This window comes from Sutcliffiella horikoshii, from assembly GCF_008180725.1.
GTDB classification, from domain to species: Bacteria; Bacillota; Bacilli; order Bacillales; family Bacillaceae_I; genus Sutcliffiella_A; species Sutcliffiella_A horikoshii_B.
Window position 1 is genome coordinate 1 of sequence record NZ_VTEV01000017.1, and the last position, 13,350, is coordinate 13,350.

9 protein-coding genes and 1 pseudogene are annotated in these 13,350 nt (G+C 31.9%); 3 read left to right on the plus strand and 7 right to left on the minus strand.

What is annotated here, in order from left to right:
• Window positions 1-137, plus strand: a pseudogene (locus tag FZC76_RS22355) (IS110 family transposase); the annotation flags it as partial.
• 321 nt (window positions 138-458) lie between these two features.
• On the opposite strand, the gene FZC76_RS22360 reads toward FZC76_RS22355, so the two are convergent.
• Entirely contained in the window at window positions 459-908 is a 450-nt protein-coding gene (locus FZC76_RS22360; protein ID WP_148990303.1) for a rhodanese-like domain-containing protein, read from the minus strand.
• 116 nt (window positions 909-1,024) lie between these two features.
• Here FZC76_RS22360 and FZC76_RS22365 point away from each other — a divergent pair, with 116 nt between their 5' ends.
• Window positions 1,025-1,912, plus strand: coding sequence for a LysR family transcriptional regulator (locus FZC76_RS22365; RefSeq protein ID WP_148990304.1), 888 nt, complete (start codon window positions 1,025-1,027; stop codon window positions 1,910-1,912).
• A 383-nt stretch (window positions 1,913-2,295) separates the two neighbouring features.
• Here the strand turns inward: FZC76_RS22365 and FZC76_RS22370 are convergent, their stop codons facing one another.
• The 6 genes from FZC76_RS22370 to FZC76_RS22395 form a co-directional block, all read right to left on the minus strand.
• Entirely contained in the window at window positions 2,296-3,105 is an 810-nt protein-coding gene (locus FZC76_RS22370) for a hypothetical protein (RefSeq protein WP_148990305.1), read from the minus strand.
• A gap of 666 nt (window positions 3,106-3,771) precedes the next feature.
• Window positions 3,772-5,865: a TnsD family Tn7-like transposition protein gene (locus FZC76_RS22375; RefSeq protein ID WP_187442195.1), complete on the minus strand. Its 2,094-nt coding sequence runs from the start codon at window positions 5,863-5,865 to the stop codon at window positions 3,772-3,774.
• A gap of 19 nt (window positions 5,866-5,884) precedes the next feature.
• Window positions 5,885-7,723: a TnsD family Tn7-like transposition protein gene (locus FZC76_RS22380; protein ID WP_148990307.1), complete on the minus strand. Its 1,839-nt coding sequence runs from the start codon at window positions 7,721-7,723 to the stop codon at window positions 5,885-5,887.
• Window positions 7,724-7,787: 64 nt separating this feature from the next.
• Window positions 7,788-9,533, minus strand: a complete 1,746-nt coding sequence (locus tag FZC76_RS22385; protein WP_148990308.1) for an ATP-binding protein — start codon at window positions 9,531-9,533, stop codon at window positions 7,788-7,790.
• Window positions 9,526-11,691 carry a Mu transposase C-terminal domain-containing protein gene (locus tag FZC76_RS22390; RefSeq protein WP_148990309.1) on the minus strand — a complete coding sequence of 722 codons (2,166 nt, stop codon included), beginning with the start codon at window positions 11,689-11,691 and terminating at the stop codon, window positions 9,526-9,528. The genes FZC76_RS22385 and FZC76_RS22390 overlap by 8 nt, the downstream gene beginning before the upstream one ends.
• Window positions 11,675-12,526: a TnsA endonuclease N-terminal domain-containing protein gene (locus FZC76_RS22395; RefSeq protein WP_148990310.1), complete on the minus strand. Its 852-nt coding sequence runs from the start codon at window positions 12,524-12,526 to the stop codon at window positions 11,675-11,677. The genes FZC76_RS22390 and FZC76_RS22395 overlap by 17 nt, the downstream gene beginning before the upstream one ends.
• 182 nt (window positions 12,527-12,708) lie before the next feature.
• On the opposite strand from FZC76_RS22395, the gene FZC76_RS22400 reads away from it, so the two are divergent.
• The gene (locus FZC76_RS22400; protein WP_148990311.1) at window positions 12,709-13,212 is read left to right on the plus strand and encodes a helix-turn-helix domain-containing protein; all 504 of its coding nucleotides are present in this window, start codon (window positions 12,709-12,711) and stop codon (window positions 13,210-13,212) included.
• Window positions 13,213-13,350 lie beyond the last annotated feature (138 nt).

Sequence of the window (13,350 nt, forward strand, 5' to 3'; positions counted from 1 at the left end):
AATTAAGAGAGTTTTACGATAAAAAACGCGATGAAGGTAAACCATATAGAGTAGCGATCATTGCATGTGCTAATAAGCTTTTACATCTGATTTATGCGCTTTTAAATAATAAAACAACCTTCCAAGAATTAGCTTAATAGCTATATTTAACAATGTAAAACAAAACCTTCCAAAAATAAAAAACTGGAAGGTTATTTGGCATACCCATTTTTAGTATATCATCTAATCTTTCATTTTTTTAATGAAAATTGTTGACAACTATTAGCTGGTTTTGTTGAAGAACTTAATTAGAAACAATCAGTATTATTTTATTGAACACAAACTTGTTAGTTACATAATAATTATTTTGATAGCTATATATTGATTTCAATTTCCTCATGTTGATTTGAAAGATTGATCAAAAATTGCCGGGCAATAGATTAGAGTATTACCCTTGGATTTAACTGAAACGATTAAGATTAAGACTTCATTTGCCAATAAATATTAGCTTTATCTCCCAATGTTCCTTCAACATCTCCACCTTCTTTTCGCCAGTATTCAATTCCCCCTATTAATTCTTTTACTCTAAAACCTAAATTAGCAAATTTAACAGCAGCTCGAGTAGCTCCATTACATGCAGGACCCCAACAATATGTAATAATGACCTTATCTTTTGAAAAACTTTGCGTGGTTTCTTCACTAATCTTATTACTCGGTAATGATAGGGCTGTTGGAATATGACACTCTTCATATGATTTAGGATCTCTTACGTCTATTACAATAATACCTTCATATCCTTTTTTTATGTCTACTGATAGATCAGCTATATCTGTTTCATAAGACAATTTATTCATGAAATATCGATAAGCAATACTTGGACTAGCAGGTTCAATTTGTAAAGAAAGGGAAAATTTTGGTTTTATATTCATATTATGATCTCCTTTAATATTTAATTTTCTTTCTAATTAAATTATATCTTGTTTACAACTTCACAGTTTTAGATAATTATAGATAATAAGTATCAATATTATTGATAAAAAAGGGGTTGATTTATATCGAATTTTTATATTTCAAAACTTTTGTTCAAGTAGTGAATAGCGGAAGTTATACTCGTGCTGCTATTGAATTAGATTATGCCCAGTCTAGCGTTACAAATCATATCCAAAAGCTTGAGGAACTGTACGGAGGAAATGTTTTACTAGAAAGAAAAGGAAAATACATGAAGCCTACTTCTTCTGGTGAACTTCTTTTTGATTACGCAAAAAAAATACTAGCCCTACACCAAGAATCGCATCTGGCCCTAAAAGAACAAGAAATCAAAACACTTTCTATAGGAACAATTGAGACATTAGCCATCTATTTTCTCCCTGAACTACTAGAAAAATTTAAAAGAATCTATCCCAACATTCATATACGTATTATTCCGGATTCTGAGAAAAACATTATTAGAATGGTTAAAGAAAAAGAGATAGATTTTGGACTTATCTTGGATTTTCCATGTCAAGTTACTGGAATAGAAAGCCTTAACATAAAAAAACAGGATATGATGATTGTTGTGCCTCATGATCATGTCTTTGCAAGTAAAACTGAAGTTGCAATAAATGATTTAGAAAATGAAACTTTCATCTTAACCGATGAAGGGTGTACGTATCGTGCTTTTTTGCTTGAAAGATTTAAGATGGAAAACATTTCTCACAACATATCAATGGAGCTTAGTAGCGTGGAAACAATTAAGAAAGCCGTGGAAAATAAGTGGGGGATTAGTTTTTTACCACTTTTTTCAGTAGAAAAAAACGTAAATAATCGGTCGATAAAAGCGATTCCTTTACATGATAAGAATCTAAATTTTTACAGTCAATTACTCTATAGAAAAGAGAAATCCATTCTTAAAGTTTTTCAGACATTTATTAACCTGTTTGAAACAAGCAATTAAAATGTTGAATAACAATAAAGTTATATCTATAGATTAATTTACAAAGTACCGTTAAGAATTTCAGAATGGTATTCCACAATCTGGCCCTTTAATGGAACAAACATAAGTTTATCAAAACTAATTCTCACGGCGGCATCCATCAAATATTTCTGTGGTAAAACACTCTAAAATAAAAAATAGCAGACCAAAAGTTTCACCATTTAGTCTGCTATTTTTTATGTGATTGATGTGGTAAAAAGCATTCTATTTCTTATCAACAAACTGGTTACCTTTTTACTCTCTTGGTTTATTTTTATCTTTATACAATTCATGATTTGGCGCTATCTTGTCTAACCTCACTTTGACTAGACTATTTAGATTAAGGTGAGCATAATTTTTTCTTATCAATCTAAAATCTCAAAATCTAATTCAACTATAATATCATCTAATGGGATACTCTTTGTTTCACAAAATTGCTTTATTTCTCCCCACATATCCCATCCTTCAGGCTCAATAATTTCAGAAATGTAGCCTCGATAATCTTCATCATGATATGGCTCAGAAATTAATTTATATCTAATTAAAATATCTAAATAGTCTCTTATCTCCACGTGATTTAAACGTAAACTTTTTTGTATCAAAGATAATAAGACAATTCTTCTCATCTTCCGTTCAGATCTTTCAATAATACTTGAAAATACAATTCTAGTATCCTTATCTAATTGCTTTAGAATTTCAAATTCATTATTACATAAGTCTACAGTTTCTTTTAAATCTTCATCAATTAAATCCCATCCAAGAACTTTGTTCATACTTTGGAATGTTTTACTTTTGTTTAAAATTTGTCTTTTCGTATGATCTGCAATAGACTTCACCATATCGTCCATTATATTTCTAAAAAGATTTTCATGATCTTGTTTTATCGTCTTCAATCTAGCTACATCAAACTCGTTTACATTATCAGTTATTTTATGATGCTTATGACACATAAATATTAGGTTAGAAGCTTGGGCTCTTTCTTCATTTGTCATTTGAGAATTAAATCGTTCTCCGCCAGGTAGTGCTGCTTCTATATGACATAATTCAGCTACTAGAACACCGTTTTCATCTATAATTTCATGGTTACAGTCTGGAAAAGCACATCGATTCCCCGAAAGTATATATAATTCACGCAATGTTGCTGCAGAAGGTGATATTCTTTTTACATTGCTCATTTTTTATTCCTCACAAATCTAAAAATTATTGATAGTAGCAAGTTTCCTTAGTGAAACAAAAATAGTGTGTTTACAATAAAACAAAAAAATATTTTCAATCCATTTTCTACCATGATGTTTTTCTACTTCTGTAGTCCACTAACTTTCTATCATCGCTTTTACCATTTACAACCTATCGAGCTATCTTTGTAACTTCTTCAACATGTATTTTATTTGCTCCCTTAATTCTTTTAATTTTTTCGCTTTATAAGTATGGTCATCTGGTAATTTATTACGGATACCCTTGGATACAATTGTCCATATAACAAATGATTAAAAGAAAAAATAATTTATTGTAACAAAAATACGTGATTTTTAACTTAAATTTCAGTAGGAATGCTACCATGTTGTCCAATAATTTTTTCTTTATATGATTTCTAGCAGCATTCGTGTAGGTAAAGACATTTATTATTTTTCCATCTTTTAGTTCACCGTACTTCGCTAGAACTTATTCAGCCATTGATGTAGTTTTTCCAGCTAGAAATTAACATTATTCCTCCGTACTACCGCAATTATATTAATAAAACTTTTCAAAACATACCTAATTTTTCTATTCGACAACTTCCAACAAATCTCCTACTTTTTATCTCAAAATTAAAACAAAAGAAGGAGCCTTTAACCAGGCTCCTACAATTTCTTAAGCTTTTCAATTAAACTATCTTTCATTTCTTCTGCTATACCCCGATATGATTTTCTATACGACATAATCGTTTCTACCGTTACTTGCGTATACCCATAATGATTTCTAAGCTGCGAAACCAATGCTGGTAAATGCCTTAGTTGATATTGCTCCTTTGTTTCAGCACATTTATTTAATGCCTGGTCAGTTTTAGGTAAGTGCTTTATATAGGTTTTTATTCTCCCTCTTTCTCTTGTTGTTAACGCTCCCATAATCGAATATCTTGCAACTCTTGTGTTTGGATTTGAATTGATTAATTGAGAAGACACAATTTTAACTCGTTGTGCTAAGTTTTGATCTATTTCATTCCAGTCGAATCTATCAATAGATTTAGAAGGTGGCAATAGCCTTTCTAACCATGCAGAATCGTTCTTTTTAAGCCAATCATAAGATGATTTACAATTTTTCCTGATTTCACTTCTCATAAGATCTTTATTATCTTTTAAAAAATCTAATAACTTCAAACGATATTTTTCTAAATTTATTTGGAAACTTTTTCTATTATTGAGTTTGCCTGTTGTTTTAGAAACTGGTAGTTTGTTTTCCAACCATTGGATATCATATTGTTGCAACCATGTATATGATGCCCTGCACTTTTCCCTTATTTCACTTCTTGTTGTATCCTCATTATTAAGTAAAATATCTAGTAATCTACCTCTATGTTTCTCCCTAGTAATATGCAACTTATCATCAAAAGACGCAGCAATCTCAGTAAATGAATTAACTTGATTAAGGTTACAACCTTTATATTTTTGTTTCAAGAGCTTTTTTACAATATAAGGTGTGCAATAGGCTTGTTTTGCAATTTCATCAACAGGCATTCCTTTCTCCCAAAGAGAAAGAACCTGATCCATTTTTATATCCTGATATTCTAACTTTTTTCGGTTTGTCTGTTTTTTAGTAGATTCAAATTCACTTACTCTCCAATTCAAAGCGTAGCTTGTGTGACAAAAACCACAAGAGAACTTAGCTTTAACAAGCCCTGCTTTATATGTGCGCTCACATTGAATTATTATATTTTGCTCATATTTAGGGCATAGCTCATTTTCACACCTCCAAGGGCCATTTCCAAAAGGTACTTCACATGTATATGGAATACTAGTTTGTAAGAAGTTCTCTATGGAGTCCGCAAGAAACCGGATGAATAGAAGAGTTAGAGGTAAATTAATGACTAGTTTTGACCCACGAAAAACATTTTCCAATGTGTTGTGTTGCTTTACATGATTATAACTTACGCCAAAATCTTCTAGTATATCCAATGAATAATTATTTTTAAAGTCAGAGATTAAATGTTTTGACATTATACTATTTGTTGTTTGATTTATATATCCCTTAGAGTGTAGATGCTCCAAAAACCTTAGTTCTACTAACTGCCTATTAATCTTACAATTATTATTTAGAATATATTCTAAATCTCTTAAAATACTTTTTTGAACACTACCACTTTTATTGTTTTGTATTTCCTGTTTAAAGTAATTATGATGTCCATTTTTACACTTCTCTGTTAATGGTGAATAATCTAAAGGAACTCCACATTCTGCACATTGAGTAATTAGTTTGTCAGAGTGTTTATTACAAATATGGATAAATCCAAATTGGTGGTCACGATGTATATAACTACAACCATACTTTTCTATATCTTCTTTAATACAAGATGGACAATATTTAATCAAATCAGACATATTCTTTCCATACTTATTACCTGCCAATTTCCCTAAGCTACTCTCTTCCCAGCTGCCACCATATTCTAATTCCTTTAGCAATTTAGGATGATATCGTTCCGATATAAATGGAAATAAGACGGGTAAAAGAGTATTATTTAGTATAATTGAATCAATAGTAATATGTTTAGTTTTTGGAAGCTTTGCCATTAACTGTTCGAGTGATTTAGGAAAAAATGTAAAATTATTCCTTATCCCTACTAACTCCATATTTGTATCCATAATCTCAGGGTTGAAGGAGTTTAGATGGTATCTATAAAAAATGCTTCTGAAATCCTCATTTGGAAATGGTGTTGGAAAATAAGATAAAAAGCTACCCAATAAAATCCCTCCATTATGTTCAAATCGAAATAACATCTTCTGCTAACTCTTGATATTTTAATGCGACACCTTTTTTTAATGGTTTATTTAAGCCTGCTAACTTTAATAATTCCCATCCTTTGATTTTAAAACTTACCTTTTGTAATTCACTTGCTGCCCATTCTAAACGCCTTATTTGAAATTGTTCAGTAGTTTCTATAATTAATTCTAGATACTCTTTAGTTTGGGTTAATTTATTTAAACAATTATGAAGGAAATTACCTAAATTCCCTTCCATATGTCTTGACAACTCTGAAATAGTGATTCTTTTGGGTTTATTTTCACCCTGTAATGATTTATAAGCCTTTTTAACTTCACCCAAAACCACTTTATCCCTTTCTTGCCAATCCACAATAAAACCCCTTCTTCGTACTCTTTTTCGTTGAGGCATATTCTGTTCTAACCACTCACGATCATGTCGAAATAACCACATATAGTCTTTTGAGTTCAATTGGCGTATGGGATTATTGTTATTTTCTGCTTCCATCAAGGAAGCCAAAAATCGTTTTCGCCTATTTTCTTTTTCATCTTGATGTTCTTGTTTATTTGTATAAACATTTTCTTGATTTTGATGATTTGTATAATTCTTTACAGTCATGGGGTCTACGCCTAATAACCTTGCTTTTGCTCGTAAAGAAATGTCCTGCTGATTAATCTGATTTAACTTTCTCAACCAAACATCACCAAAACTCTTTATTCTCCCAATTCTATATCTATCTTCATTAGACTTATCAGGACCTTTTCTTGAATATTCGAACCCACAAGAGCACTTAAATGTACCAACTGGTAAACCGCTCTCAGAATCCCTTGTAACTTTACATTCATTTATTGCATCTTTCATAAAATGTTCAGCTGCTTTATTAAGGCATGGCCACGGGCCCTCTCCAAACGGGTAGTTATACTTTATTAATTTTTGACTTATTTCTATTCCAAAAAAGATGTGAACAAGTATGTACCGTAGTGGATGAGTTCCTCCATTTTTCCCCCTAATAATCTTATGAAACCATGTATCATCACTTTTTAGATTTATTTTACAATTTAGATATTCCAATAAATCTTTCGAGAAAAAATCAATAAAATCATTAATTATTGGCTTAAATCTTATTCTCCCTTTTGGCGTCACGTATCCTTTATCATTCAAATGAGCTTTATAACTTTTTGAAATGTTTTGACACTCATTTTGGTTATTTAACAATTCATAAGAGTACTTTGCTATAAATAACAAATGGGACTTCCACTTTGGATTAGTTATATTTGAAATTGATTGCTCCATTTCAACTTGGCTTAATGGTATGAACTCGAATTTATGATCTCGAGTAGGGCTGGAAATTTTTGATTCAGTTAATTCAACCTTATGTATAGGACAAAAATAAACCCCAGGAACTTGATGAGATCTGTGCCAAAATGATTCATGGTAAGTATTAGTATCTTCTTTAATACATTCCTTACAATATTTTAGATATCTAGGACGTTTTACTATACAAGCTGCTAAGCCCAAAGAAATATGTACTTCTCCCCAAGGAGACCCCTCAGACATGAGAGAATATATTTGTTTAGCTTTTTCCTCTGATAAAAAAGTTGAATAGTAAGGGTACAGTGTATGGTTCCAGATTAATTGATTCACAGTGTATATATTATTTAACTGTTTAGACAAATACTTTATGTGAGCTGGAAGGTCAACAGTTGCACAGACCATTTTATTATCGAATAAACTGGATATTGATTGTTTCTGTGCAATGTTGCCTGATATTAAGTGGTATCTTGCAAAACCACTGTATAATAGTTCATCTGGATATAATGTGGGAAAATAAGCTAACAATCAAACCACCCTTTCATGTTTGATTGTTAGCCTACCCTTTTTTTATATTCTAAATAACCATAATTCAGATTATTAATTTATCAAGCTTTTCTTTATTTGGTACGTTGCCCATCCCAGCAAGCTTCTCATAAATTTTGTCTCCTTGGTCATTCCTACTTTCAACTGCATTTCTTAAATCATCTTCAGTACGAAATTCAGTCTTACTTTCTTTTTTAGTTAGTGATTTCTTAACTTTCTCATCATTTCCTTCATACAAAGTTGGAGTCACAATATCTTCTGCTTCAATAAACCTATTAACTTCATTCACTACCTGATTACGTAATTTAACTATATCTAAATTCGCTCCATTCTTTTGCAATAATTTTTTAGAAATGTCTTCAGCAATATTAGGCGGTGCACCAAATTCAACAGCTGTTTTTACTAACTCAATAAACATTTCTTGATCCTGTTCTATTTTGTCTTCCCGTACATATTGTTTTCTCACCTCTCCTTGAATATTTATTTTTTCCTTTGATCTTTGCAAGTATAGATCCATTTCATTCCAATTTGGATATAAATCATCAACTAGAGTAAGTTTATCTAGATCTCCACTCTTTAATATCTTTAGCAAAGGTTTAACAAGTTGCATATCACGTTCTAAAACCGTTTTTAACAAGCTGACTGTTATCCTCTCATTGTTTCCATTATCAATAGCTTCCCACTGAGCTAACATATAGAGCTTTACTGCAATATCTATAATTCCTTGGGAATGTTCATATATTGCATTTTTTAGTGGTTTAGTTAATTTAGTAGCCTTTGATGTCCATTGATATGTCCATAAGTTTTGTATGAAGTAGTCCCACTCTTCACCTTCCTCTAAACGATCCATTATTAAATCACCTTGTCCAGTACTTCTTCGTGCTTGGCTAAAAGAACCAGACAACAATTTCATAGCTTTAAAGGTGCCAATTAGTACAACTGGGACACCAATTGTATTAATTAATTGAGTGAAATAGTTTAACATTCTCTCGGCCCCGCCACTTTTTAGAAAACTTAAGTTTTGTATTTCATCTATTACCAATACTCCTAGTCCATGAAGAGTTGCTATATGTGCCATAATTGGAATTAAAATATCTACGGTTGAACCTTTTGAAACAAACTTTTGAAAATAATTAGTTCCCAGATTTGAATCAATAGCTTGAAAGAAATTAAAACATAACCCTTTTAATGATCCATCATGAGGACAGTTTAGTTTAAGCCACACTAATTGTTTACGAATAAAGGGTTGTTCTTTATATGCTGAATGGTGAATAACTTGTGGATAAAGAAGAAGAGAACTCTCTATAGCAGTAGTTTTCCCTTGTCCACTAACACCTAAAATTGCAAAGCCGGCAGCCGTGGATCTAACACCTGCTAAGTTAGCACCTTTTTCGTCCACACCTTTTTCTAGAATATCTTTAAATCCTATATGAAATTGTCTTACATGTTCAGGGGAAAATGGGTTTCTAGCCTTATAGCCATGACGAATTAATCTTGATAACCTTTTTTCGACTGAAAGATGCACTGATAATGGCTCTACGTAATCAGATATTTGTTGAACTAGATGTAATCTTGTTTCCTTACCTAGCATTCGGTATTTATCATTATGCTCAGGATACTTTCTGATATTTAAGGCTACATAATCTTCCTCAAAAATTGGAGGTAATGCTTCAATATATGGATTGTCTTTATAGGAAGGAATTACTTGTTCTAAGTACCCGGCATCAACCTGTCCTCCTATTAAAGAAGGTGTAAAATGATACATCGACTCTAATTGAACTTTTTTAACCATTACTTTGTTCTCCTGTTTTTAGATTTTTTAACATAGAAATTTTTGACTTTGGTTTATAAATTTCAATCTCAACTAAATTAGAGTATGATTCGTCTGTTTTTTCTTCAGGTATAGTTTTTCCCAATTCAAAGCTTTGTTCTTTTCTTAATTTATCGCGTTCCCCTTTTTGCCTGATCTTAATACCCGATTTTCTTTCAGTTTCTGATAAAGAATGATCTTGTTCTTCCTTAAAACGAGCTACTGCTTTGTTTTTAATGTCTTCAAGCTTAGCACTTAGTGCAACTTCTTCCTGATTTTGTGTTGAGAGATATAACTTGGAACGCAATTTCTCCTCATGCCGAATCATTTTTACTTCTTCTAAACTCAAGTCCCAAAAACGTGAGGACTTCCTGAGCATTTGACACTTGATAAAATCTCTCCCATCATCAGTCTTTACGTAGACATAATTCATACAGCGTCTATCATAAGCGATGATGGTTTTTATTGAATTTCCTTTCACAAACCAGCCTTGATCCTTTAATATTTCTGACCCATAGTACATACCTTCAAAATATATTCCTTCACGATTTGCGGTTACCTTAGCCTCTGGTAAAACATTTAAACGGACAATATCAAGATGCACTTCCTTTAAAAAGTGATCATGCGCTAAGCCCCAACTCCATATGTTTTTTGCAATAGGAAATATATTATCTCTAACCATTGCCTTATTTAATGGGTAGTGCTCCATATGGTGATAATTATTTCGATGAAGAATCATTTCAATCACCATTTTAGTAAAATCCTTAAGTGTTAGCTTGGCATCAAGGACATACTTAGGACCTCCGCGTTTCTTATATTCTTTTTTTACAGCTCCAGGCATCCATGCCTGCAGTGTAGTATTTAAAGTATGAAATTGTGTTTCGACTAATCCCTTAGCATCAGCTCTATATGGTGGAGTATTCTTTAGTCTTATACCAAGTGAATTCCCCAAGGAATCTGCTTTTTTACTTTCCATTTCTCCACGATCTGCGAGAAATGATTCCGGTATATGATGACATGGCCACTCTTCTTCTTTGATTGGAATATCAAACTGAGCACAAAACTCAACTTTATTCATGGCTGTATTCTCTATAGCCATCATTACACCCTGCCATGATGGGCCCTCAAACCCTACATATAGGCCGACAATCATATGAGTGAATACGTCTACTACGATATATACTACTGGTCTGCCAATAATTTGATTTGGATCATCTGAACTAACTAAATATACATCTGCAATAGTGGCATCCACCTCGAATATTTGACCTGGACCTGCAGCTTTCAGAGTTTCTGACCCTAATAATGGTCTGAAATCTCGATTAAAGGTCACCTCACCTTCTCTTGCTATTAAGGTAGTTTTCTTTGTGTAATTGGCTCGAATGTGATACCTTAGTTGGTCAATGCTAGGAACTTTATAATCAGGAGGAATAATTGGTATTTCAACACCGTTCCTTATTTCTGTATCGATATTAAATCGTTCTTTTAGCATTTCAATGTAGGTAAATTTTACAGAATCCCTTCTATCAACTTTCAAATATATTTTACGAATGTATACATCAAAAATCCTACGAATACCCTCGGTTACTATTACACCTTTATACTCTGGGTGTACTTCTTCTATCATTCTAGGTCTTCCCATTTTTTGTTTTGGGTTTTTCTTTTTGCCTCGTCCACCACATTTCCTAAAGCGAGGAAGTAAAGCATTAACTATTTTTCCTCCTGTCCAGTAGTAACGTAAATATTTGTAGATGAACTTTTTCCCCTTTCCGGTCTTTTTACATACATCCATAATTAGTTGGTACCTTTCTTTTGGATCAAAAATATTAGGTTCAAGATCAACAATATCTTTGATACATTCCCAAGCTTGATCTCTAATTTTAATTTCCTTTTCATTCAATTGATCCTCTGGCACCATAAATTTTGAATAAGGGTCATATTCTAACTTTAGTAAGGACCCAGCTTGCAACTCTTTTTCTAGCTCCGATAAAACTTTGAGATTTGGTAATCCCTTTCTATCTATAATAGAAATAGTTACAACAGCATCTTCTTCCCTATCCATCCATAAAACTCTTTCACAGTCCAAAAGTTGTGCATTACCATCCATCGATTCAAGGATATTATTAACAAATATACTCATCTAACCCATCCTCCTTTAAAATTTTCGTTTTTCCAATTTCTATTGGGTTTATGGCAGGAAGAATTCTTTTAGTTATATCAACCTCCCAGTAGCGGTTAGCAATTAAGTATCGAACTATTTGAATACAAGTTCCCTTTGGTAAATCAAGTTTGATATCCATATCTAGGGTTACCTTTGCAAGGGGTTTTTCCCCCTTTAGTAACTCCAGATATAGCCTTGGCTGAACTTTCACAATTAGTTCGTATGTTATTGGGTCATTCAAATCGTCTATATATCTAGCAGAATGAATCCATTCTACATTCTTCACAAGGTCATAGTTTATTTCGTTCTCAGTAATAAGAGCCCAATCAATTCCTAAATCTTTAAAATACTCCTTTTCTATTTGAAACTTTTCAATCACTCTTTTATTTATCTTTGAAATTGGTTTTATTGTATGTGCAATAAAACGACAATCATCGTTATCTTTAACAGTTAGCAACATATCTGTTGTCATAACAATTGGATGTTGAGTTTTTGGATCTCTAGGATGTTTAATTCCTAACTTCTCTGCTATAAACAAAGTTTTTTCTAGGGGTAACAAAGGATATTGTTCTCTTATGTCTATTACATTTTGTGACCACTCCATTTGATAAAAGTGTGCCAATTCATAGTTTTCTGAAAATAAGTGATGGAGTCTCCTAGTTTTCCACCCTCGAATCCGTGTAACTACACCATGCGATGGAACATCATAAATTGTGAGCCAGGGCTTATAATCTGAAAAACACCCTCTGCCTCTGCCTTCTTTTATTCTCCTTTCAATGGTTTTAGCAGATGTTTTTCTACTTCTTTTAGCCATTTATCGATCCCTCCAATAAAATTTTGTTTTACTCAACATACGGAAATTGGTAAAATTATTTTTTACACAAGAATTTATACCATACTTTAAATTGACTATCAAATGACCATTTAGTAAATTTTACTTTTACTTTTTGGTATTTTATAGTAATATTTCAATAATAAATGAGGAGTGATTTGATATTGAATAACATAGGAAACAGAATACGGAAATTACGTAAAGATTGTCATTGGACTCAGGAAGAATTAGCTAACAGAATTAATGCCACAAAGCAAGTTATTTCAAATTGGGAACGTAGCATTGCGAGACCAGAACTTAAGCATTTAGTTGCATTAGCTGAAATATTTAGAGTTAGGACAGATTATCTTTTAGGTCTTGATGAAAGTGTTCAATACATGCATCCTCAGGGCGGTGAACACGAAAGAAGAGGTAAGCACTGGGACTGGGTGATACAGAGATCATATGATTTAGTAGAAGTAATTAATTCTGACTATAAATTCAAATTGAATAACCGCTTTTTAACCAAAAAGGATAAAGAATTTATCTCACACTATATAGTTGACTTATACAAACGTCTAGAAAGTATTGAACTTGAATATGAAGAAAAGATTGAAGAACTTCAAAATGAAATAAATGAATTGTCAGGTTGTGAAAAAACCGATTTAACCAACCCTTTATTTGAATAGTTAAATTACGTTGATAATTTAAGAATTAACCTATAAGTAAATGTGAATTTGACAACTTTAAACAAAATTTTTCTAAAGAAATTATTTAACCTTACTCTTCACAACATAGTTTATCCCAGAAAAAAATAATTTATCATA

What these genes read in the sequence shown, in the direction of transcription:
- FZC76_RS22360 (WP_148990303.1), bottom strand. Translation starts at nt 908, where the DNA reads ATGAATATAAAACCAAAATTTTCCCTTTCTTTACAAATTGAACCTGCT.
- FZC76_RS22370 (WP_148990305.1), bottom strand. Translation starts at nt 3,105, where the DNA reads ATGAGCAATGTAAAAAGAATATCACCTTCTGCAGCAACATTGCGTGAA.
- FZC76_RS22385 (WP_148990308.1), bottom strand. Translation starts at nt 9,533, where the DNA reads ATGGTTAAAAAAGTTCAATTAGAGTCGATGTATCATTTTACACCTTCT.
- FZC76_RS22390 (WP_148990309.1), bottom strand. Translation starts at nt 11,691, where the DNA reads ATGAGTATATTTGTTAATAATATCCTTGAATCGATGGATGGTAATGCA.
- FZC76_RS22395 (WP_148990310.1), bottom strand. Translation starts at nt 12,526, where the DNA reads ATGGCTAAAAGAAGTAGAAAAACATCTGCTAAAACCATTGAAAGGAGA.